Raw genomic sequence first — 22,022 nt, forward strand, 5'->3', positions numbered from 1 at the left:
GTCTACTGCTCTACCAACTGAGCTAAGGAGGCAAATAAAAAGCTGTATTGGTGCCGAAACTTCACGGTTTGTATTGAACCCGCGCAATTAAGCAGGTGGGCAACTCGCTCTAACTGAAGCTGTTTCCGTGTGAGACGGCCTACATGCTGTTAGAAGACTTTTGTTTCCCTAATAATACAAAAAATAGTCGGTCAACACTTAAATGTGAAGTCGTACACCACAGCGTTTCTATGATTATATGATACCACTTTTTCAAAAAAAATCAAGGGAAAATTAAAAATTTTGAAAAGGATTTCATAAGTTTCGTAATTTATCAATGGTTTCCTTGCGTTGAGCCAGGGCACGTTCGTATTTTCCACTATCTTCTGGTGAGAAGTAGCTATGGTTGCGGATTTTTTCTGGCAAGTACTCTTGTTTGACCCAGTGACCTGGGTAGTTGTGTGGATAGAGGTAGTTTTGGGCATTGCCTAGTTCCTTGCTACCACTATAGTGACCATCACGCAAGTGACGTGGGATTGGTAGGTGACCGGATGATTTAAGATCAGCCAGAGCCTTATCCATAGCCACATAGGCTGAGTTGGACTTGGGTGAAAGTGCCAGATCAATGACGACATTGGCAATGAGGATGCGGGCTTCGGGGAATCCGATCCTCTGTGCTGCATCCAAAGCAGTTACAGTATGAATCTGGGCTTCAGGATTGGCTAAGCCAATATCTTCATAAGCAATCACAGTCAAACGACGAGCTAGGCTAGGAAGGTCACCGGCCTCTATCAAGCGAGCAGCATAGTGAAGACTGGCATCCACATCCGAGCCACGGATGGACTTTTGAAGGGCAGATAGAACATCATAGTGTCCATCTCCATCCTTGTCCATAGTGATATAGCTTCTCTGAAGACTATTTTCCATGATATCCAGTGTAATATGGTGGATACCTTTGTCAGTAGCTGGAGTGGAGAGAACTGCCAAGTCCAGCGAGTTAAAGGCAGAACGGAGATCTCCGTTGGTCGATGTTGCTATAAAATCAAGGGCATCATCATCTAACTTAACTGGGAAATCAAAACCTCGTTCAGGATCTGTCAGGGCTATTTGAATGGCCTTTTTGACGTCTTGATTGGATAAGGGTTCTAATTCAAAAATCTGAACACGGCTACGAATGGCTGGAGTGACAGAAAAGAAAGGATTTTCAGTCGTGGCTCCAATCATGATGACCAGTCCACTTTCCAAAAGAGGCAAGAGGAAGTCTTGCTTGGTCTTGTCAAGACGATGAATCTCGTCTAGTAGCAGTACAAGGCCACCTGAGAATTTAGCTTCTTCAGCAATCTCTTGGAGACGTTTTTTACTATCAACAGTGGCATTGAAGGTTCTAAAGGCATATTTGGTCGTTCCAGCGATGGCTGAAGCGATACTAGTTTTTCCGATGCCTGGAGGTCCGTAGAGTATCATAGAGGATAGGCGATTGGCTTCCACCATGCGGCGGATAATCTTGCCTGGTCCAACTAGATGCTCCTGACCGATGACCTGGTCGATGGTTTTGGGGCGCATACGAAGCGCGAGATTGTCTGGCATAGCAGTCCTTTCTAACATGGATTTTCTGATACGAATGTGGTAATATGGTAGTATCTATTTTAGCATATTTCCGAGTATTCGGGGCGATTAAAGAGTCGTATAGAAAGAGGACAAAATGGCAACATACGGATTTTTAGATGTTTTACAAGAAGAGTTGGACAAGAACTTTCCTTTTGATTATGAGATTAGCTGGGATAAGCGCAATCATGCGGTGGAAGTGAGTTTTCTGTTAGAGGCACAAAATGCTGCAGGGGTGGAGATGTTAGATGAAGACGGAGAGGTTTCGTCAGATGATATCCTTTTTGAAGAAGCGGTACTTTTTTACAACCCTGCCAAGTCAACAGTTAATGCAGAAGACTATCTCACAGTCATCCCTTACCTTCCTAAGAAAGGTTTTTCTCGTGAATTTTTAGCCTATTTTGCGCTATTTCTTAAAGATACTGCAGAGGTTGGGCTAGATGCCCTCATGGACTTTTTGGAAGACCCAGAAGCAGAAGAATTCGTCATGGAATGGAACCAAGAAGTCTTTGAAGAAGGGAAAGTCGGTTTGGAAGAAGGAGAATTTTATCCTTATCCGAGATATTAGGAGTCTAGCATGGAAATAGAACTTACTGATTTCCAAGGTTGCAAGATTGCTCTATTTTGCGGAGATAAGCTACTGACCATCTTGCGTGATGACAAGGAAAATATCCCTTGGCCCAATATGTGGGAGTTGCCGGGTGGTGGTCGTGAAGGGGACGAAAGCCCATTTGAATGCGCGGCGCGTGAAGTTTATGAGGAACTAGGCATTCACTTGACCGAAGATTGCCTGCTCTGGAGTAAGGTCTATCCCAGCATGCTCTATGAAGGCAGACAGTCAGTATTTATGGTCGGGCAACTAAGTCAAGAACAGTTTGACAGTATCACCTTTGGAGATGAAGGGCAGGGCTATAAATTGATGAACATTGAGGAATTTTTAGATTCTAAACAGGCTGTGCCACAGTTGCAGGGTAGATTGAGGGAATATTTGGAGGAAGTAAAATGATTTTTGCAATTGCAACAACGACGTTAAACAAGGAAGTTAAACGCAAACTAAAAACTGGACAATACTCTAGGGAAGAAGTTGCATTCATTTACATGGAATATTTAAAGCTAAAGAAGCAGAGAGAAAGTGGTACGAAAGTAGCTGGGATCTCTATGGCTGTTATTTGGGGATTAATGCTTGTTTTACCCTTACTGAGTGGTAGAGGTCTCGTACTGCCTCTTTCAGTACATTTTTTATTTTTGCTACTGCTTGCAGGAATTGTTCTATTTGTTTATTATCTTATGTTTGGTATTTTTAAACAGCAGATTCATAGCGCAATGAAAGAACACTATACAGATGTGATTGAAGAATTTAAGAAGAATAAGGAAAATACAAAATGGAAACATGGCAAGAGTTAAAAGTTACAGTCAAGCGTGAGGGGGAGGAATTAGTTTCCAATCTTTTAATCGAGTTAGGTGCCCAAGGTGTTGCAATCGAAGACAGCATGGACTATGTTGGAAATGTGGACCGCTTCGGTGAGATTTTCCCTGAGGTCGAACAACAAGAAGAAATTGTGGTGACAGCCTACTATCCTGAAACGGTTGATGTGGCAACGGTTGAAGCGGGCTTGCAGGCTCGCTTAGCAGAATTGACCGATTTTATGGATTTGGGAGAGGTCAAGATTGGGACGACTGCCTTGGCTGAGGAAGACTGGGCAGACAACTGGAAGAAATACTATGAACCAGCTCGCATTACCCATGACCTGACCATCGTGCCATCATGGACGGACTATGAGGCGACGGCGGGAGAAAAGATTATCAAGTTAGATCCAGGGATGGCCTTTGGGACTGGAACCCACCCGACGACCAAGATGAGTCTTTTTGCCTTGGAGCAGGTTCTTCGTGGTGGCGAAACAGTGCTAGATGTAGGGACTGGTTCAGGGGTTCTTTCTATTGCTAGCTCTCTTCTAGGTGCTAAGGAAATCTTCGCCTATGATCTGGATGATGTAGCGGTTCGAGTCGCTCAGGAAAATATTGAGCTCAATCCTGGCATGGAAAATATCCATGTGGCGCCAGGTGATTTACTTAAGGGTGTTGAGATTGAGGCAGATGTCATCGTGGCTAATATCTTGGCGGATATCCTCATTCATCTGACGGATGATGCTTATCGCTTGGTCAAGGATGAAGGCTATCTCATCATGAGTGGCATTATCAAGGACAAGTGGGAGATGGTGCGTGAGTCAGCAGAAACAGCTGGATTTTTCCTTGAAACCCACATGATCCAAGGGGAGTGGAATGCCTGTGTCTTCAAAAAAACTAAGGATATCTCTGGTGTGATTGGAGGCTAGCATGCAACAGTATTTTGTAAAAGGTTTGGCTAGCTCCCCAGTCACGATTGAGGATAAGGAAACCAGCAAGCACATGTTTCAGGTCATGCGCTTGAAAGAAGATGACCAGGTGACCCTAGTCTTTGATGATGGGATCAAGCGTTTGGCGCGCGTGGTTAATGTGGAGGCGCGTCAGTTGGAGTTGATTGAAGAATTAGCTGACAATGTAGAACTACCAGTCCAAGTGACCATTGCATCAGGCTTTCCCAAGGGAGATAAACTGGAGTTCATCACTCAAAAGGTGACGGAGCTAGGTGCTAGTCAGATTTGGGCCTTTCCTGCAGACTGGTCAGTCGCCAAATGGGACGGCAAGAAATTGGGCAAAAAGTCCGAGAAGTTAGAAAAAATTGCCCTTGGAGCAGCAGAACAAAGCAAGCGGAACTTTGTTCCAAGCATAAAGCTGTTTGAGAGAAAATCAGACTTCTTAGCACAACTTGATCAGTTTGATTGTATCGTGGTGGCTTATGAAGAGTCAGCCAAAGAAGGAGAATCAGCTGCGCTTATCCAAGCTGTTGCTGGGTTAGAAAAGGAAGCTAAACTGCTCTTTATCTTTGGTCCAGAAGGTGGTCTTTCACCTGCAGAAATTGAATCTTTTGAAGCCAAAGGAGCAATCCTAGCAGGACTTGGGCCTCGCATCCTACGAGCAGAAACAGCACCACTTTATGCCTTATCTGCCATAAGTGTTTTGCTTGAATTGGAGAAATAAGAGACTATGAAAAAATCACCTAGAAAAGGTGATTTTTTATGCGCTTGAAATGCCGCGTGAAAGAGTCAATAAATGTATCCACGGCGGCAATGGGAGTTTTTAATTTTTTGATGATTTCGCATAAAAAATGGATATCCAAACTGTTCCTAATCTTGTGTTCTATTAAAACAGGGCGAATCACACTATATAGAGCAGGAGAGTATTCCTTGTCTTGAAGAAAGATTATTTTCACTAACAAAAAAATGACTCTGGAAATTGGAATCGTAGAGATGACAAAAGAGGTTAGATTATTTTCCAACCTCTTTTTTTATCTTAATGGAATTGCATACCACCATCGACGATGATGGTTTGACCTGTAATGTAGTTTGAATCTGGTCCAGCAAGGAAGCTAACCGCTGCAGCGACATCTTCTGGCTCAGATAGGCGTTTCAATGTAATATCTTTTGCGAATGTTTGCATACCCCACTCGTCATCTTTTCCAGCATTTTTTCCAACTTCGTGAGCGATATCATACATCATTGGTGTTTTAACGATACCTGGAGCATAAGCGTTAACAGTGATGCCTGAGTCAGCTAAGTCACGTGCCAATGTTTGAGTAATACCACGAACAGCGAATTTTGTACCACCATAAACAGTCAAGTTTGGATTTCCAACAACACCTGCTTGTGAAGTAGCGTTGATGATTTTACCACCGTGACCAAGTGCTTTGAATTGAGCTTGAGCAGCTTGTGCTCCCCAGATCACCCCACCGACGTTAATAGCAAAGGTACGATTGAACTGTTCTTCTGTAATCGTATCTAGAGGTGTAGTCGGAGCGACACCAGCGTTGTTTACCACAACGTTCAAGTCTCCGAAATGGTCTACAACTTTCTGGAAAGCTGCAGCAACTTCTGCTTGTTTAGACACATCTGCTACAACAGCTAAAGCATTCTCTGCTGACAATTCAGCAACTGCTTTTTCAGCTGTTTCAGCATTGTAGTCTAATACCCCAACCTTAAAACCATCTTGGACCAAGCGTTTTGCGATTGCAAAACCGATTCCTTGACCTGCACCTGTAACAATAGCTACTTTAGACATATGATTCCTCCTTTGGTATCCGTGATACCATTTCAACGTTCATAAAAGAACAGCAAAGGGTTATAAGTGAGTTGTGATAGACTCTAAAAGAAGTCCTATCGCTTTTTAGTATACAACTTTGTGAAATTTGTGTCAAACAAAGACTGGTTTTTTGGGGGAATTAACCCTCTAAGAGTGAAAAAACTATCTGAGACTAACATGTTTATCTCTTATAATGAAGATAACTAGAAAAGAATGTTGTATAATAGATGTGTATGATTGGAGGTAGGCTGATGTATCAAGAATTGAAAAGAAAAGTAATAGAAGAAAAACCTAGTTATAGTCAAAAAGAACTCCAGTGGTTACTTGAGCACTTAGGGGATTCGAGTCCAGAAATTCGCGATGAATTGGTTTTTACCAGTTTGGCTAGAGGGATCCAAGAAGAGTTATTTACAAAGGAGCAATTTCAATTTATATCTGCTATGATTGTTTCTGATGGGGGATTAGATAAAGAGCTCGATAAGCTAGGAGCTTCAACGCTTGAACGTTCTTTTAGGGCACTTATTTATGCCAATCTCTTATCTGCCGATGGCAACCAACACTCTATTTATTATCAAGTGCTTAAAACTGATATCAAAAATACGATGCTCGATCAAGGGTTGCACTACCTTGAAAAAGAAGAGGATACGACTGGTTTTTCAAGCCAGTATGGTTGGGTACATGCTTTTGCGCATGGAGCGGATCTCTTGACTGAAGTCGTTTGTCATCCAGACTTTTCTGCAAGTCGAATTTATGAGGTGTTTGAGATCCTTGGTCCTATGTTTAAAAGAATTTCGATTCGATTTATAGATGATGAGGAATGGCGCTTAGCCAGAGTGCTTTACGAACCTATTTTGCAAGGCAAGGTGGATCAAGCGACACTAACCTCTTGGATAAAGTCACTTGATTTCCCGATAGAAGCGACGGAAGATTTTTATAAATTTTCCAATTTTAGATCTTGTCTATTAGAAGTCTATGTTCAACTCGACCAGAGAAATAGTTTACAAGATGACTTGAAAGAAGCAATTCAATCTTTTCAATATTAGATTTCGACTATTAAATGCGAAAACTTACACAAAGTTTCCAAGCACTTTTCTTGAAACCCTTTCCTTCTTCTGATAGACTAATACATAGTTTGAAAAAAGGAGACTTAACATGAAAAAATTTGTTGCTGAATTAATCGGTACTTTTATGCTCGTGTTCATCGGAACAGGAGCTGTTGTTTTTGGAAATGGTGTTGAAGGACTTGGACACCTTGGAATTGCTCTTGCCTTTGGTTTGGCAATCGTAGTCGCAGCTTTCTCAATCGGAACTGTTTCAGGTGCTCACTTGAACCCAGCTGTTTCTATCGCTATGTTTGTTAACAAACGTTTGTCATCTTCAGAGCTTGTAAACTACATCCTTGGTCAAGTAGTTGGTGCTTTCTTAGCATCAGGATCTGTGTTCTTCCTCTTGGCAAATTCAGGTATGTCAACTGCAAGTCTTGGTGAAAATGCCTTGGCAAACGGAGTAACTGTCTTTGGTGGTTTCTTGTTTGAAACAATCGCAACTTTCTTGTTTGTTTTGGTGATCATGACTGTAACTTCAGCAAGCAAAGGGAATGGCGCAATCGCTGGTTTGGTGATCGGTTTGTCATTGACAGCTATGATCCTTGTTGGATTGAACATCACTGGACTTTCAGTAAACCCAGCTCGTAGCTTGGCTCCTGCTGTATTGGTAGGTGGCGCAGCACTTCAACAAGTTTGGATTTTCATCCTTGCACCAATCGTTGGTGGAGTTCTTGCAGCCCTTGTTGCTAAAAACTTCCTTGGAACTGAAGAATAATTCAACTAGATCGAAAAAAATCCTACTCTCCATCTTGGAGGGTAGTTTTTTTATAGAAAAAAACACTCCCATAATCAAATGTGGGAGTGTTTTGTGATTAACTCAATTCAGCAACGATGGCCTTGATTTGTTCTGCAGTGTGGACACCAGCCACTTGTTTAACAACTTGTCCATCTTTCTTGAAGAGAAGAGTAGGGATAGACATGATACCAAATGCACGAGCTGTATTCGGATTTTCGTCAACGTCCATTTTAACGATCTTCAAGACATCTTCTGAAAGTTCTTCAGACAATTTGTCCAAGATTGGACCTTGCATACGACATGGACCACACCAAGTTGCCCAGAAGTCTACCAAGACCAATCCGTCTTTAGTTTCTTGTTCGAATGTTGCATCTGTAATTGCTTTTGCCATAGTATTTCTCCTTTTTAATTATATTGGCTTAAATCTTGTTTCATGAGATAGAAGAAAACATCTCCATAAGTCCCATGGTAGTCCAAATCATGCCCCTTGTAGGTTACTTTTTGGACAGGGTAGTAGTCTGCGACACCAATCAGGCAGGCATGTTGAGAACGTTCAAATTCTTCGTATGACTCGAAGGTCATGGTTCTCTCTTGCTTGCTGGCATCAAGATAAGTGATTTCAATCATAGGATTCTCCTTTGCTAAATCATATCTTCATTTTACTCCTTGGAAAAAGGAATGTCAAGAAAATTGCTTGCGCACGCAATTTTTTTTGTAAAAATTTTAGGAAAGCCAACTTGCTTTTGTTTCAAGGCTTTCTTCTACAGCCTTTTGTAGATAGGCAAGAGTTGTCTGACCCTCCTTAGTGAGGCAGATAAAACTAGCTCGCTTATCCTGGTCACAACATCTCCGACTAAGTAAAGCACAGTTTTTGGCTTCTAAGCGTGCTACCATTCGTGATACAGCACTTGGACTCAGATGGAGTTTGTCAGGCAGGTCAATCTGTCTCAAAGATTTTTCTTGAGCCTGATTTAAAAAGTGCAAGAGATAGAATTCTTTGAGCGTTAGGCTTTGGTCACTCTGCTTAGCAATCGTTTGCTCTAAAAGAGCTTCTAGCTCTACTTGTCGGCGGTTGAAGTCAAACCATTTTTCTAAGTAAGTCATATCAATCTCCTTTCTATATGGTAGTTATAAACAGATTTACCTATCTGAGATGCTTGCGCACGCAATTAGTATACAACTTTTTGGAATAGATAGCAAGAAGGATGTTTCTTGTGTATTTCCTTGAAATTTTCTGAAAAAAGAGTAAACTGGTATGCAGAAAGTCTATTTGTGGAGTAAACGATGAAATTATATGTTCAGTTAATGATTCTCTTTGTCATTTCACTGATTGGTGAGGGAATCTCTAGCTTTTTCCATTTGCCTATTCCTGGAAGCATTATCGGTTTGATTATTTTATTTTTAGCCTTGCAGTTCAAGTGGTTGCGGGTACGTCATGTCAACATGGTTGGGAATTTTCTCCTAGCTAATATGACTATCCTCTTTCTACCTCCTGCAGTTGGGATTATGGAGAAATTTGATGTGATTGCTCCCTATTTATTGCCCATTGTCTTGATTGTCTTTTTTGCAGCAGTTATCAATATTATCTTGATCGCCCTTGTAGTTCAGTTTATCAAAAAGCGTTATGAAGGAGATTACGAAGAAAGAGGTGCCAAATGAGCGAATTTGTATCCAATCCACTTTTTGGGATAGCCTTGTCCATTTTGGCTTATCTTGGAGGCATGATTATCTTTAGACGGTACCCTCATCCTCTGACCACTCCCTTACTGCTAGCAACTTTATTTGTCATTGTTTTTCTAAAACTGACTGGTATTTCTTATGTTGCCTATTATCAAGGTGGGGTCTACCTCAATAACTTGATTGTTCCTTCAACAGTAGCTTTAGGAATTCCTCTTTATAAGAGTTTTCACCTCATGAAACACCATGTTAGAAGTATTCTACTCAGTAGTTTCCTTGCTGTTGTTGTAAATACAGTTTTTACAGCTTTAGTTGCAAAATTTTTCGGTATGGATTTCTTCTTGGCGATTTCGCTTTTCCCAAAGTCTGTAACGACGGCCATGGCAGTTGGAATTACAGATAAGCTACAAGGGATAGCGACGATCACCTTGGTAGTTGTGGTAGCAACTGGCATTTTGACCAGCGTTATTGGACCAACACTTTTAAAATGGCTAAAAATTGACGATCCAGTAGCTGCTGGTCTTGCTCTTGGAGGAACTGGTCACGCAGTTGGGACTGGAACAGCTTTTAGCTATGGACCAGTTGCAGGTGCTATGGGAGGGCTAGCCATCGGTGTCACCGGTATTCTCTATGTATTTGTAAGTCCCATCGTAGCAAGTTTGATATTGAGTTAAAAAATAAGAATGTTATATTTCTTTGTGTAAAAAGAAGCCCCTAGCTTTATTTGCTAGGGGCTTCATTCATTATTGTAAGTTTACTTTGTTCTTTAAGATGTAGTAGGTTCCGAGATAGAAGCCGACGCTAAGGATTAAGTCTTTGAAAATTTCAAAGGATAATACCCAATTGTAGTCGAAATCGATGCGAAGATTGAGGGTGATAAATCCAAGAACAACTTGGATGGCGATGTAGGCGACGACCGCAAGAGCTGTACGGTATTCATTAAAGAGTTGGCCGATAGAGATAGACAAGTAGATACAAAGAATACCTGCAAGAGTATTAAAAATATAGGAAATCAAGGCTAACCAGAAATTATCTGTATAATTTTTTAGCATATACTCGGCAAAACTAGATAGGAAGGCGTCTGGTTGAATCATGGAAATGATAATATAAAGGCTAAAAAGGAAAACCACTGTACTTGTCAAAGACCAAACAAAGGCTCCAAGCAGTTTAGCGGAGAGGATCTGGTGTTCAGATACTGGCAGGGTGAGTGTTAGATAGCCACGACGATCATAAACACTTCCCTTAAATCGTTGAATAATCAAAATCAAGGTTGAGATACTCAAAGTAATGACCAGACCACCAAAAACTAGAGATAGAAATACTAACATGACAACACCCTTATCTTGATAATAGGTGCTTGAGAGGCTACTGCCCTGAATACCTATGATGACAGATAAGGATAGTACAGCTGCATAGAGGGCTAAAAACCATTTGTTGACATTTTTAAATTCATAACGAACTAAATTCCAAAACATAACAATCTCCTTTAACTAGGCTTTGAATTCGTGACGGAAGAGCTGGTCAATTGATTCACCTGACTCGTAACGAATATCATCCACATTCCCTTGACGGACGACTTTTCCGTCCTTGAGGAAAATAATCTCATCCAAGATTGGTTCGATGTCGGAAATCAAATGAGTTGAAATCAAGACAGTCGAAGTTGGAGAGTAGTTGTTGATGATGGTGTTCAAGATGTAGTCACGAGCTGCGGGATCGACACCACCGATTGGTTCGTCAAGGACGTATAGACGAGCGTCACGACTCATGACAAGGATCAACTGAACTTTTTCTTTGTTCCCTTTTGAGAGTTTCTTGAAACGGCTATTCTCGTCGATACCAAGGTCACGAAGAAGACCTTGAGCACGTTCCAGATTAAAATCTTTATAGAAGGTCTTGAAAAAGGTAAGAGCTTCTTTGACCTTCATCTGTTCGTTGAGATAGGTCGTATCAGGTAGATAAGAAACGATAGCTTTAGTTGCTGGGCTTGGTTCCATGCCATTGATGAGGATACGCCCTTGCTCTGGTTGGAGTAAACCGTTGATTAGTTTAATCAGGGTTGTTTTTCCGGAACCGTTTGGGCCAAGGAGACCCACAATCTTTCCTGCCGGGATTTCAAGGGAAACATTTTGAAGAGCAGGGCTTGCTCCATAGAATTTTGAAACATTTTCAAACGTTAACAAGGTCATAGTCTAAACTCCTTCAATATAATCTCTCAAAACAGTTGGTAGTTCTTCTTTTTCATAGCCAAATTCTACCATACCTGTTACAAACTGCTGCAACTGTTCTTCTGATAGTTGCTTCCGGGATTGGAGGATTAGGTCCAAATCCTCGGTGACAAAACGCCCTGCAGTCCGCTTGGTGTATACGAAGCCTTCTCTTTCTAGGTCTGATAGGGCACGTTGGATGGTATTAGGATTGACGCCAGCCTCGCTAGCCAGTTCTCTGACAGTTGGCAGTTGTTGGTTGGGTTCTAGTTTATGAGAAACGATTTGCAGTTTAATCTTATCCATTATCTGCAAATAAATGGGTTTGTTGTTATCAAATGTCCAGGACATCACGGTCTCCTTTCAACAATTTCTTTTTGTGTCACTTAAATAATACAACTAAACAAAAAACTTGTCAAGCCAAAAGGAGAATTATTTTGGGAATTGCTTAAAAAAATGGTATAATGAAAAGAAAACGACAAGGAGGGGAAGGCATGCGTTGTCCAAAATGTGGCGCTACTAAGTCAAGTGTTATCGATAGCCGTCAGGCTGAAGAAGGAAATACGATTAGAAGAAGACGTGAGTGTGAAGAATGTCAGCATCGTTTTACGACCTATGAACGTGTAGAAGAGAGAACGCTGGTTGTAGTCAAAAAAGATGGCACACGGGAACAGTTCTCCAGAGATAAAATCTTTAACGGGATTATTCGTTCGGCTCAAAAACGTCCGGTGTCTAGTGATGAGATTGGCATGGTGGTCAATCGTATCGAACAAAAACTCCTCAGTCGCAATGATAATGAAATTCAAAGTGAAGATATTGGTTCTCTGGTCATGGAAGAATTGGCTGAACTGGATGAAATCACTTACGTTCGTTTCGCCAGTGTCTATCGTAGCTTTAAAGATGTGAGTGAGCTCGAAAATCTACTCAAACAAATTACGCAATCTTCAAAGAAGAAAAAGGAAAAATAAATGAAGCCTAATGATCGTTTTTCTTTTCTAAAGAATAATCGGGTGTCGCAAGATCCCACAACTTTGGTGCAGTGCTACCTCCCGATTATCGGTCAGGATGCGCTGAGTCTTTATCTTTATACCTTATCTTTTTGGGATGATGGACAAAAAGAACACCTGTTTGCAGCTATCCTCAATCATCTCAATTTTGGGATGGACAGGCTGTTAAAGGCTTTTAAAATCTTATCAGCCTTCAATTTAGTTACCCTCTATCAAAAGAGTGACGGCTATGAACTTGCTATTCATCCAACGCTTTCTAGCTCAGATTTCTTGCGTCATATAGTTTATCGTACCTTATTGGAGAAAAAAATCGGTGAGCCAGCAGTTTCTGATTTGCGCCAAGAACAGGCAGGCGGAGAGCCTTTGACTGTTCCTTTGAGTCAGGCCTTTCCAGAGATAGAAGAATTGGCTAGTCATGATGAGACACCAGTAAAAGCTGATTTTAAAAATGATTTTGATTTGGAGCATTTTCGTCAGCTCATGGCGAGAGATAATCTCCGTTTCCAAGATGAACAGTCAGATGTCTTGGAGTTATTTAAAATTGCTGATGAGAAAAAATGGACCTGGTTTGAAACCTATCAATTAGCTAAAGGAACAGCTGTTTCGCAAGTAATTTCTGTCAAGCGTATGCATGAAAAATTAGCGCAAGAGTCTGTTTCATCGGACTTTAGTCCCCAAGAAGCGGCCATTATTCGAGAAGCTAAAAGTAAAACTGCCTTGCAATTTTTAGCGGGGATCAAACAAACCCTAAATGCTGGAATTATCCAATCTGAACGCGATTTGCTAAAACAGATGGCAGACTTGGGCTTGCTTGATGAAGTCATTAATGTTGTTATACTTTTGACCTTCAACAAGGTTGATTCGGCCAATCTCAATGAAAAGTATGCCATGAAAGTGGCTAATGATTACTCTTATAACAAGATTCGTTCTGCTGAGGAAGCTGTACTTCGAATCAGAGAGAAGAATCAAAAGGGGCAAGAACAAAAATCAGCGAAGCCAAGTCAAGCCAAAAGCAATGTCCCGAAATGGAGTAATCCAGAATATAAAAATGAAACCAGCGAAGAAACTCGTTTGGAGTTAGAACGTAAGAAAAAAGAAATGTTAGACCGATTAGGAAAAGGAGGAGACTAGATGGAAAGTGTAGGAGATGTGCTTAAGGGTCATCCCAGTCGTTTTCAATACCAGGACCTGGTCCAGCAGATTGTAAAAGATCCTGATGTTGCGGCTTTTATCCAGAAGGAATCTCTCAGTCAAGAGGAATTGAATCGTAGTATCTCTAAGTTTAACCAATACATCACCGAGCGAGATAAGTTCCTTCGTGGAGATACCGACTATATCGCGCGTGGCTATAAGCCAATTCTAGTTATGAATCATGGTTACGCAGATGTATCCTATGAGGAAACTCCGGAACTGATTGCGGCTGAAAAAGAAGCAGCTATCAAGAACCGTCTCAAACTGATTAATCTTCCAGCTAGTCTTAAAAAAGCTAGTTTGGCTCAAGTTGATTTGGATGATTTGGGACGTTTGCCAGTTTTTGAAAAGCTCTTTACCTTTGTTGAGCAATATCCAGAAGTCCGTAAAGGTCTCTATCTCTATGGAGACTTTGGAGTTGGAAAGAGCTTTATGGTGGCTGCCCTTGCCCATGATTTGTCAGAAAAACGTGGGGTTTCATCAACCCTTCTTCACTATCCTAGCTTTGTTATTGATGTCAAAAATGCTATCGGAGATGGGAATGTTAAGAATTTGGTGGATGAAATCAAGCAAGCTGAAGTCTTGATTTTGGATGATATTGGTGCGGAGCAATCAACGCCTTGGGTGCGTGATGAAGTCTTGCAAGTCATTCTCCAATATCGTATGCAGGAAGATTTGCCAACCTTCTTTACCTCAAATTTCAATTTTGAAGATTTGGAAAAACATTTTGCTAAAGGCAAGAACGGAAACGATGAAACATGGGAAGCTAGACGCGTTATGGAGCGTATCCGTTATTTAGCAGAAGAAACACGACTAGAAGGAGAAAATCGCCGATGAGTGAAACAATCACCTTAATGAAATCTCATACCTCGGTTCGCAGATTTAAAGAAGAAGCGATTCCTCAAGAGGACTTGAATGAGATTTTATCAGCTGCCCAAATGGCTTCTTCTTGGAAAAATTTCCAATCTTATTCTGTGATTCTAGTCAGAAGTCAAGAAAAGAAAGATGCTCTTTTTGAACTGGTTCCTCAGGAAGCGATTCGTCAGTCTGCCGCCTTCCTCCTCTTTGTAGGAGATTTAAATCGTGCAGAAAAAGGGGCTCGTCTCCATACCGATACTTTCCAACCTCAAGGGGTGGAAGGACTCCTCATTACTTCAGTAGATGCAGCCTTGGCTGGACAGAATACCTTGCTAGCGGCAGAAAGCCTTGGCTATGGTGGAGTAATCATCGGTTTGGTGCGTTACAAATCTGTTGAAGTGGCAGAATTGTTCAACCTTCCTGACTATACCTATCCAGTTTTTGGGATTGCACTCGGTGTGCCGAACCAAAAACATGATGTAAAACCAAGATTGCCACTAGAGAATGTTGTTTTTGAGGAAGAATACCAAGAACAAACAACTGAGGCTATTGAAGCCTATGACCGTGTGCAGACCGAATATGCAGGAGCTCGTGCGACTACCACTTGGAGTCAACGTCTTGCAGAGCAATTCGGTCAGCCTGAACCAAGCTCAACTAGAGAAAATCTTGAACAAAAGAACTTATTATAGAAAGTGAGAAAACATGGCCTTACCAACTGTTGCCATCGTAGGACGTCCCAATGTTGGGAAATCAACCCTGTTTAACCGTATTGCAGGGGAACGCATCTCAATCGTAGAAGATGTCGAAGGAGTGACACGGGACCGTATCTATGCTACTGGTGAATGGCTTAACCGTTCTTTCAGTATGATTGATACTGGAGGGATTGATGATGTTGATGCTCCATTTATGGAACAAATCAAGCACCAGGCAGAGATTGCCATGGAAGAAGCTGATGTCATCGTTTTTGTAGTTTCCGGTAAAGAAGGAATTACGGATGCGGATGAATACGTAGCACGTAAACTATATAAAACTCATAAACCTGTTATCCTCGCTGTCAACAAGGTTGACAATCCGGAAATGCGAAATGATATCTATGATTTTTATGCTCTTGGATTGGGAGAACCATTGCCAATTTCATCTGTGCACGGGATTGGTACAGGGGATGTATTAGATGCCATCGTCGAAAATCTTCCACATGAAGTCGAAGATGAAAATCCAGATGTCATTAAATTCAGCTTGATTGGTCGCCCGAATGTCGGAAAATCTAGCTTGATTAATGCCATTTTGGGAGAAGATCGCGTGATTGCCAGTCCTGTTGCTGGTACAACTCGTGATGCCATTGATACACATTTTACAGATGCGGATGGCCAAGAGTTTACCATGATTGATACGGCTGGTATGCGTAAGTCTGGTAAAGTCTATGAAAACACGGAAAAATACTCAGTTATGCGTGCCATGCGTGCTATTGACCGTTCAGATGTAGTCTTGATGGTCCTCAATGCTGAAGAAGGCATCCGAGAGTATGACAAGCGTATCGCAGGATTTGCCCACGAAGCTGGTAAAGGGATGATCATCGTAGTTAACAAGTGGGATACTCTTGAGAAAGATAATCATACTATGAAAAACTGGGAAGAGGATATCCGTGAACAGTTCCAATATCTACCTTACGCACCGATTATCTTTGTTTCGGCTTTGACCAAGCAACGTCTCCACAAACTTCCAGAGATGATTAAACAAATCAGCGAGAGTCAAAATACCCGTATCCCATCAGCAGTCTTGAATGATGTCATTATGGATGCTATCGCCATCAACCCAACACCGACAGACAAAGGGAAACGTCTCAAGATCTTCTATGCGACTCAAGTGGCAACTAAACCGCCGACCTTTGTGATTTTTGTCAACGAAGAAGAACTTATGCACTTCTCTTACTTGCGTTTCTTGGAAAATCAAATCCGCAAGGCTTTCGTCTTTGAAGGAACGCCAATCCATCTGATTGCAAGAAAACGGAAATAAGATGATAAAAAGAAGAAGGTTCTCAGACCTTCTTTTTTTGTAGATGATACCAAGAGCGTAGATCTAATTTGTCATCAAATTAACATCATTTTCCTAGTTCCTGTCACGATTTTGTAATGGAAACGTACTTTCTTTGTAAGATTCAAAATGCTATAATGCTCTAAACAATTTTCCTTGCATAAGGAGGTTATTATGAAAAAAGATAGATTGTTAAAGCATCCTTTCTTGGTGCGTCTACTTGGTTTGCTGATGGCATTTTTCTTCCTATCAGCATTCACTGCACCTGAAAAACCAGACTATGGTATCTATGATCCAAATCATTATTTGACAGAGGAAGTAGTTACTCAGATTCGTGATTTGAATGAAACTAATAGTCAAAAGGCAGAAAAGCTTCAAATAGGTGTCTATATCGTAGATAGTCTGGAAGGAGAAAGCATTGAAACGGTGGCTAATGAAACTGCCAGGGCTTGGAAGATTGGCTATTCAGGAGATAATTTTGGAAGTCTCATTGTAGTAGCCGTTCAAGACCGTAAATCAAGAATTGAAACCAGTAATAACACCGCCATTAGAATAACGGACTATCAAACCAAGCAGATCTTGGCAACCAGCCGTACAGATTTTAAAACTGGTGACTATGGTAAAGGAATTCTAGCGGTTGCCAAAGCCTTGGACAATCAGTTTTATAGAGGAAGTGGAACATTTCCATCTGATGAATCCTCTGAAATCAAACGTTATTCTGATAGCATCAGTGGGAAAAAATCGAGTCGCAATAGTAGCTCGTCTAGTCATCGTAAGAACAGTGACCCTATGGACAATGTGTTCGGAGTCGGGATAATCATTTATTTCATTATCGTATTTATAGCTATTATTAGAGGAGGCGGCGGTGGCCGAGGAGGAGGTTCCTCTGACGGAGGATGGTGGTTTAGTGACTCATCCGACTCAGGTTCATCTTGGTCCGATTCAGGCTCAGACTCTTCTAGTAGCTGGGACGGTGGTGGCTTCGATGGCGGTGGTTCATCAGATGATTGGTGATGCTCGTATAAAATTTAAGGAAATAAGTAGGTTTAGATATGAAAAATAAAGGAATTATTTATGTGTTGGGCATTTTGCTGGCTATTATCTTGCTTGGCGGTTGCTCAGTAGTAGGCACTTATAACGGACTTGTCTCTGAACAAACCAAGGTCGAACAAGCGCAAGCTGATGTAGCGACAGCTCTTCAACGTCGTTCTGACTTGATTGGAAATTTGGTAGAGTCTGTAAAAGGCCAGATGAACCATGAGACAGAGGTTTTTACCAAGATTGCGGAAGCTCGTGCTAAAATTGGGAATGGCTCCGTGACTTCAAAAGAAAACCAAGAGGCTCAAGGAGAGTTAAGTTCAGCTATTTCACGTTTGATATCGCTAACAGAAAATTATCCAGAACTCAAGAGCAATCAAAATGTGGAACAACTCATGACAGAATTGGCTGGAAGTGAAAATCGTATCTTTGTAGCCCGCAAGGATTACAACAAAGTGGCAACAGAATACAATCAAAAATTAAGAAGCTTCCCAACAGTTCTTTTTGCTAATATGATGAATTTTAAAGAGGCAGAAACCTTTAAAGAAAGCGAAGAAGCTAAGACAGCTCCAAAGGTTGACTTTAGTACTTCTACAACCAAAGAGTAGGCTTGAATTTTTTAAAAGAAAATCAATGATTAGCAATAGTTTGAACATTTACAAAAAAAGGCTCTAAATGAGCCTTTTTTAGCTTGTATAAACACGGATTCTTTCTTGAAAAAGCTGAGCAAATATGCTACAATAAAAAGAACATTCTAAAATATTCAGAATTTAAAGTAAGGAAAAAAATGGCAAATTTATTAAAAACAATCATCGAAAATGATAAAGGGGAACTTCGTCGCTTAGAAAAGATGGCTGATAAAGTCCTCAAATACGAAGATGAAATGGCTGCTTTGACAGACGAGCAGTTGCAAGCTAAGACAGAAGAATTTAAGCAACGTTATCAAAATGGTGAAACGCTTGATCAACTCTTGTACGAAGCCTTTGCGGTTGTACGTGAGGGAGCTAAGCGTGTTCTTGGACTTTTCCCATACAAGGTTCAGGTTATGGGTGGTATTGTTCTTCACCACGGTGACGTTCCAGAAATGCGTACAGGTGAAGGGAAAACCTTGACAGCGACAATGCCGGTATACCTTAATGCCCTTTCAGGAAAAGGTGTACACGTAGTTACCGTCAACGAATACCTTACAGAGCGTGACGCGACTGAGATGGGTGAATTGTACTCATGGCTTGGTTTGTCAGTAGGGATCAATTTGGCTGCAAAATCTCCAATGGAGAAAAAAGAAGCTTATCTCTGTGACATTACTTACTCAACGAACTCAGAAATTGGTTTCGACTATCTTCGTGACAACATGGTTGTTCGTGCAGAGAACATGGTTCAACGTCCGCTCAACTATGCCTTGGTCGATGAGGTTGACTCTATCTTGATCGACGAAGCTCGTACACCATTGATCGTTTCAGGAGCTAATGCAGTTGAAACAAGCCAACTTTATCATATGGCTGACCACTTTGTGAAGTCTTTGGATAAAGATGACTATATCATTGATATTCAGTCTAAGACAATCGGTTTGTCTGATTCAGGTATTGACAAGGCTGAAAGTTTCTTCAAACTAGAAAATCTTTATGATATCGAAAATGTGGCTTTGACTCACTTTATCGACAACGCCCTTCGTGCCAACTACATCATGATTCTTGATATTGACTATGTGGTCAGCGAAGAACAAGAAATCTTGATTGTCGACCAATTTACAGGTCGTACCATGGAAGGTCGTCGTTACTCTGATGGTTTGCACCAAGCGATTGAAGCTAAAGAAGGTGTGCCAATCCAAGATGAAACTAAGACATCAGCATCGATTACCTACCAAAACCTTTTCCGTATGTATAAAAAATTGGCAGGTATGACAGGTACTGGTAAAACAGAAGAAGAAGAATTCCGCGAAATCTACAACATTCGTGTTATTCCAATTCCTACTAACCGTCCGATCCAACGTATCGACCATTCAGACCTTCTTTACGCTAGTCTTGATGCAAAATTCAAGGCTGTAGTAGAAGATGTTAAGGCGCGTTACCAAAAAGGTCAGCCTGTCTTGGTAGGTACTGTTGCCGTTGAAACCAGTGATTTTCTTTCTAAGAAATTGGTTGAAGCAGGCGTGCCTCACGAAGTATTGAATGCTAAAAACCACTATAGAGAAGCGCAAATCATCATGAATGCTGGTCAACGTGGTGCGATTACAATCGCAACCAACATGGCTGGTCGTGGTACCGATATTAAGCTTGGTGAAGGGGTTCGTGAACTTGGTGGTCTTTGTGTCATCGGTACAGAACGTCATGAGAGCCGTCGTATCGATAACCAGCTTCGTGGACGTTCAGGTCGTCAAGGTGACCCAGGTGAGTCACAATTCTACTTGTCACTCGAAGATGATTTGATGAAACGTTTTGGTTCAGAACGCTTGAAGGGTGTCTTTGAACGTCTCAATATGTCTGACGAAGCCATTGAATCTCGTATGTTGACACGTCAGGTCGAAGCAGCGCAAAAACGTGTTGAAGGAAATAACTACGATACTCGTAAACAAGTCCTTCAATATGATGATGTCATGCGTGAACAACGTGAGATCATCTACGCACAACGCTATGATGTTATCACTGCAGAACGTGACTTGGCTCCTGAAATTCACGCGATGATTCGCCGTACGATTGGACGAATTGTCGATGGGCATGCTCGTTCTAAACAAGATGAAAAACTAGAAGCAATCTTGAACTTTGCCAAGTACAACTTGCTTCCAGAAGATTCGATTTCACTTTCAGACCTAGAAGGTTTGTCAGACCAAGCTATCAAGGATGAATTATACCAACGTGCATTGAAAGTCTATGATAGCCAAGTTGCAAAACTGCGTGACGAAGAAGCTGTAAGAGAGTTCCAGAAAGTCTTGATTCTACGTGTTGTAGATAACAAGTGGACAGACCACATCGATGCTCTTGATCAGTTGAGAAACGCTGTTGGTCTTCGTGGCTATGCTCAGAACAACCCTGTTGTAGAGTATCAAGCAGAAGGCTTCCGTATGTTTAACGATATGATTGGTTCGATTGAGTTTGATGTGACTCGCTTGATGATGAAAGCGCAAATCCATGAACAAGAACGTCCACAAACAGAACACCATATCAGTACGACAGCAACTCGCAATATCGCTGCGCAACAAGCAAATCTTCCAGCTGATTTGGACCTAAGTCAAGTGAAACGCAATGATTTGTGCCCATGTGGATCTGGTAAGAAATTTAAAAACTGTCACGGTAAACGACGTTAAGAATGACTAATTTTCAGGCGGATGCCTAGTGAAAAGTGAATTTTCGCTTGGCGTCCGTTTGCTTTATAAGGAGATGGATAATGGTATTTACAGCAAAAAGCCCTAAAATTAATATTGATGAAGTTCGTAGTTTGTCTAAACTAGAAGGACAAGTACTTGCGAACAAACTCCAACGTGATCAAGAGCTTGAAGCAATTATTCGTGGGGAAGACCAACGCATCTTATTAGTGATTGGTCCTTGCTCGTCTGACAATGAAGAAGCAGTCCTAGAGTACGCTAAGCGTTTGTCAAAACTTCAGGAAGAAGTCAAAGACCGCGTCTTTATGGTCATGCGTGTCTATACTGCTAAACCACGTACTAATGGTGATGGCTATAAGGGCTTGATTCACCAACCAAATGCCAAAGAAGCGCCTAGCCTCATCAATGGAATCAAGGCGGTTCGTCATCTGCACTACCGTGTTATTTCTGAAACAGGAATGACAACAGCAGATGAAATGTTGTACCCAGAGAACCTTCCCTTGGTAGATGATTTGATTTCTTACATGGCAGTTGGGGCTCGTTCAGTCGAAGATCAACAACACCGTTTTGTAGCCAGCGGAGCAGATTTTGCGACAGGTTTTAAAAATCCAACCTCAGGAAATCTCAATGTCATGTTTAACGGTATTTATGCAGCTCAAAACAAGCAAAGTTTCCTTTTCCTAGGGAAAGAAGTCGAGACTACTGGAAATCCTCTATCGCACGCTATTCTCCGTGGAGCTCTTAACGAGTACGGGAAAAACATTCCTAACTACTACTACGATAATTTGATGGATACTATTGCTCAGTATGAAAAGATGGGACTTGAGAATCCATTCATTATTATTGATACCAACCATGATAACTCAGGGAAACAGTATATGGAGCAGATTCGTATCGTTCGTCAGACTTTGATTAACCGTGATTGGAATGAAAAGATTAAAAAATATGTTCGTGGTTTCATGATTGAGTCTTATCTAGAAGACGGTCGCCAAAACGAACCTGAGGTCTTTGGAAAATCTATCACCGATCCATGTCTAGGATGGGAAAATACGGAAGCTCTTGTTCGCGAAATCTATCAAAGACTAGGAGAATAAT

At 41.3% G+C, this 22,022-nt stretch carries 26 protein-coding genes; 18 read left to right on the forward strand and 8 right to left on the reverse strand.

From position 1 onward, the window contains the following. Positions 1 to 294: 294 nt before the first annotated feature. Positions 295 to 1,566 (reverse strand): replication-associated recombination protein A, encoded by a 1,272-nt coding sequence (locus tag HMPREF2957_RS07800; protein WP_070678741.1) that lies wholly within the window; start codon positions 1,564 to 1,566, stop codon positions 295 to 297. 115 nt (positions 1,567 to 1,681) lie between these two features. Between HMPREF2957_RS07800 and HMPREF2957_RS07805 the strand changes: the two genes are divergently transcribed. Genes HMPREF2957_RS07805 through HMPREF2957_RS07825 form a run of 5 tightly spaced genes read left to right on the forward strand, consistent with a single transcriptional unit; the run spans position 1,682 to position 4,662 of the window. Then, positions 1,682 to 2,152: a DUF3013 family protein gene (locus HMPREF2957_RS07805; RefSeq protein ID WP_016466255.1), complete on the forward strand. Its 471-nt coding sequence runs from the start codon at positions 1,682 to 1,684 to the stop codon at positions 2,150 to 2,152. A gap of 9 nt (positions 2,153 to 2,161) precedes the next feature. After that, the gene (locus HMPREF2957_RS07810; protein ID WP_070678744.1) at positions 2,162 to 2,590 is read left to right on the forward strand and encodes an NUDIX hydrolase; all 429 of its coding nucleotides are present in this window, start codon (positions 2,162 to 2,164) and stop codon (positions 2,588 to 2,590) included. Then, positions 2,587 to 2,988 (forward strand): hypothetical protein, encoded by a 402-nt coding sequence (locus HMPREF2957_RS07815; RefSeq protein ID WP_070678747.1) that lies wholly within the window; start codon positions 2,587 to 2,589, stop codon positions 2,986 to 2,988. Before HMPREF2957_RS07810 ends, HMPREF2957_RS07815 begins: the two co-directional genes overlap by 4 nt. Continuing rightward, on the forward strand, positions 2,967 to 3,917 hold the full coding sequence (gene prmA / locus HMPREF2957_RS07820; protein WP_070678750.1) for a 50S ribosomal protein L11 methyltransferase: 951 nt from the start codon (positions 2,967 to 2,969) through the stop codon (positions 3,915 to 3,917). Before HMPREF2957_RS07815 ends, prmA begins: the two co-directional genes overlap by 22 nt. A 1-nt stretch (position 3,918) precedes the next feature. Continuing rightward, positions 3,919 to 4,662: a 16S rRNA (uracil(1498)-N(3))-methyltransferase gene (locus HMPREF2957_RS07825; RefSeq protein ID WP_070678753.1), complete on the forward strand. Its 744-nt coding sequence runs from the start codon at positions 3,919 to 3,921 to the stop codon at positions 4,660 to 4,662. A gap of 312 nt (positions 4,663 to 4,974) precedes the next feature. Here the strand turns inward: HMPREF2957_RS07825 and HMPREF2957_RS07830 are convergent, their stop codons facing one another. Beyond that, positions 4,975 to 5,739 carry a (S)-acetoin forming diacetyl reductase gene (locus HMPREF2957_RS07830; protein WP_004250763.1) on the reverse strand — a complete coding sequence of 255 codons (765 nt, stop codon included), beginning with the start codon at positions 5,737 to 5,739 and terminating at the stop codon, positions 4,975 to 4,977. Between the two features lie 272 nt (positions 5,740 to 6,011). On the opposite strand from HMPREF2957_RS07830, the gene HMPREF2957_RS07835 reads away from it, so the two are divergent. Further along, positions 6,012 to 6,803 (forward strand): DUF2785 domain-containing protein, encoded by a 792-nt coding sequence (locus HMPREF2957_RS07835; protein WP_070678758.1) that lies wholly within the window; start codon positions 6,012 to 6,014, stop codon positions 6,801 to 6,803. Positions 6,804 to 6,912: 109 nt separating this feature from the next. Next, positions 6,913 to 7,581 (forward strand): MIP/aquaporin family protein, encoded by a 669-nt coding sequence (locus tag HMPREF2957_RS07840; protein ID WP_049495341.1) that lies wholly within the window; start codon positions 6,913 to 6,915, stop codon positions 7,579 to 7,581. Between the two features lie 97 nt (positions 7,582 to 7,678). On the opposite strand, the gene trxA is transcribed toward HMPREF2957_RS07840, so the two are convergent. The 3 genes from trxA to HMPREF2957_RS07855 all read right to left on the reverse strand — a co-directional run bounded on the left by trxA (position 7,679) and on the right by HMPREF2957_RS07855 (position 8,706). Beyond that, positions 7,679 to 7,993, reverse strand: coding sequence for a thioredoxin (gene trxA / locus HMPREF2957_RS07845; protein WP_001029581.1), 315 nt, complete (start codon positions 7,991 to 7,993; stop codon positions 7,679 to 7,681). Between the two features lie 14 nt (positions 7,994 to 8,007). Next, positions 8,008 to 8,229: a DUF4649 family protein gene (locus HMPREF2957_RS07850; protein WP_004250771.1), complete on the reverse strand. Its 222-nt coding sequence runs from the start codon at positions 8,227 to 8,229 to the stop codon at positions 8,008 to 8,010. Between the two features lie 96 nt (positions 8,230 to 8,325). Then, positions 8,326 to 8,706 (reverse strand): MarR family winged helix-turn-helix transcriptional regulator, encoded by a 381-nt coding sequence (locus tag HMPREF2957_RS07855; protein WP_070678760.1) that lies wholly within the window; start codon positions 8,704 to 8,706, stop codon positions 8,326 to 8,328. Between the two features lie 180 nt (positions 8,707 to 8,886). Between HMPREF2957_RS07855 and HMPREF2957_RS07860 the strand changes: the two genes are divergently transcribed. Together HMPREF2957_RS07860 and HMPREF2957_RS07865 are read left to right on the forward strand one after the other, a co-directional pair. Beyond that, positions 8,887 to 9,261, forward strand: a complete 375-nt coding sequence (locus tag HMPREF2957_RS07860; RefSeq protein ID WP_004250774.1) for a CidA/LrgA family protein — start codon at positions 8,887 to 8,889, stop codon at positions 9,259 to 9,261. Continuing rightward, positions 9,258 to 9,953 (forward strand): LrgB family protein, encoded by a 696-nt coding sequence (locus HMPREF2957_RS07865; RefSeq protein WP_070678767.1) that lies wholly within the window; start codon positions 9,258 to 9,260, stop codon positions 9,951 to 9,953. The genes HMPREF2957_RS07860 and HMPREF2957_RS07865 overlap by 4 nt, the downstream gene beginning before the upstream one ends. A 69-nt stretch (positions 9,954 to 10,022) precedes the next feature. Here the strand turns inward: HMPREF2957_RS07865 and HMPREF2957_RS07870 are convergent, their stop codons facing one another. The 3 genes from HMPREF2957_RS07870 to HMPREF2957_RS07880 are packed head-to-tail and all read right to left on the reverse strand — an operon-like array spanning position 10,023 to position 11,834. Then, a complete protein-coding gene (locus HMPREF2957_RS07870; RefSeq protein ID WP_070678770.1) occupies positions 10,023 to 10,754 on the reverse strand; it encodes a hypothetical protein in 732 nt (243 codons plus the stop codon). A gap of 15 nt (positions 10,755 to 10,769) precedes the next feature. After that, positions 10,770 to 11,465 (reverse strand): ABC transporter ATP-binding protein, encoded by a 696-nt coding sequence (locus HMPREF2957_RS07875; protein WP_004250779.1) that lies wholly within the window; start codon positions 11,463 to 11,465, stop codon positions 10,770 to 10,772. Positions 11,466 to 11,468: 3 nt separating this feature from the next. Then, positions 11,469 to 11,834 (reverse strand): GntR family transcriptional regulator, encoded by a 366-nt coding sequence (locus HMPREF2957_RS07880; protein ID WP_006149409.1) that lies wholly within the window; start codon positions 11,832 to 11,834, stop codon positions 11,469 to 11,471. 143 nt (positions 11,835 to 11,977) lie between these two features. Between HMPREF2957_RS07880 and nrdR the strand changes: the two genes are divergently transcribed. The 9 genes from nrdR to HMPREF2957_RS07925 all read left to right on the forward strand — a co-directional run bounded on the left by nrdR (position 11,978) and on the right by HMPREF2957_RS07925 (position 22,021). Further along, on the forward strand, positions 11,978 to 12,451 hold the full coding sequence (nrdR, locus tag HMPREF2957_RS07885) for a transcriptional regulator NrdR (RefSeq protein WP_004250782.1): 474 nt from the start codon (positions 11,978 to 11,980) through the stop codon (positions 12,449 to 12,451). After that, positions 12,452 to 13,621 carry a replication initiation and membrane attachment family protein gene (locus HMPREF2957_RS07890; RefSeq protein ID WP_070678773.1) on the forward strand — a complete coding sequence of 390 codons (1,170 nt, stop codon included), beginning with the start codon at positions 12,452 to 12,454 and terminating at the stop codon, positions 13,619 to 13,621. It abuts the gene before it with no gap. Next, the gene (gene dnaI, locus HMPREF2957_RS07895) at positions 13,622 to 14,518 is read left to right on the forward strand and encodes a primosomal protein DnaI (RefSeq protein WP_070678776.1); all 897 of its coding nucleotides are present in this window, start codon (positions 13,622 to 13,624) and stop codon (positions 14,516 to 14,518) included. Then, positions 14,515 to 15,228 (forward strand): NADPH-dependent oxidoreductase, encoded by a 714-nt coding sequence (locus HMPREF2957_RS07900; RefSeq protein WP_070678779.1) that lies wholly within the window; start codon positions 14,515 to 14,517, stop codon positions 15,226 to 15,228. Before dnaI ends, HMPREF2957_RS07900 begins: the two co-directional genes overlap by 4 nt. Positions 15,229 to 15,241: 13 nt before the next feature. Continuing rightward, the gene (gene der, locus HMPREF2957_RS07905; RefSeq protein WP_004250788.1) at positions 15,242 to 16,552 is read left to right on the forward strand and encodes a ribosome biogenesis GTPase Der; all 1,311 of its coding nucleotides are present in this window, start codon (positions 15,242 to 15,244) and stop codon (positions 16,550 to 16,552) included. A 192-nt stretch (positions 16,553 to 16,744) separates the two neighbouring features. Beyond that, complete coding sequence (locus HMPREF2957_RS07910) at positions 16,745 to 17,584, forward strand: TPM domain-containing protein (RefSeq protein ID WP_070678782.1); 840 nt, start codon at positions 16,745 to 16,747, stop codon at positions 17,582 to 17,584. A 38-nt stretch (positions 17,585 to 17,622) separates the two neighbouring features. After that, positions 17,623 to 18,216: a LemA family protein gene (locus tag HMPREF2957_RS07915; RefSeq protein ID WP_070678788.1), complete on the forward strand. Its 594-nt coding sequence runs from the start codon at positions 17,623 to 17,625 to the stop codon at positions 18,214 to 18,216. Positions 18,217 to 18,395: 179 nt separating this feature from the next. Further along, positions 18,396 to 20,909 (forward strand): preprotein translocase subunit SecA, encoded by a 2,514-nt coding sequence (gene secA, locus HMPREF2957_RS07920; RefSeq protein WP_070678790.1) that lies wholly within the window; start codon positions 18,396 to 18,398, stop codon positions 20,907 to 20,909. An 80-nt stretch (positions 20,910 to 20,989) separates the two neighbouring features. Then, positions 20,990 to 22,021: a 3-deoxy-7-phosphoheptulonate synthase gene (locus tag HMPREF2957_RS07925; protein WP_004250795.1), complete on the forward strand. Its 1,032-nt coding sequence runs from the start codon at positions 20,990 to 20,992 to the stop codon at positions 22,019 to 22,021. Position 22,022: the final 1 nt, after the last annotated feature.

Source organism: Streptococcus sp. HMSC062D07 (assembly GCF_001814215.1).
GTDB classification, from domain to species: domain Bacteria; phylum Bacillota; class Bacilli; order Lactobacillales; family Streptococcaceae; genus Streptococcus; species Streptococcus infantis_I.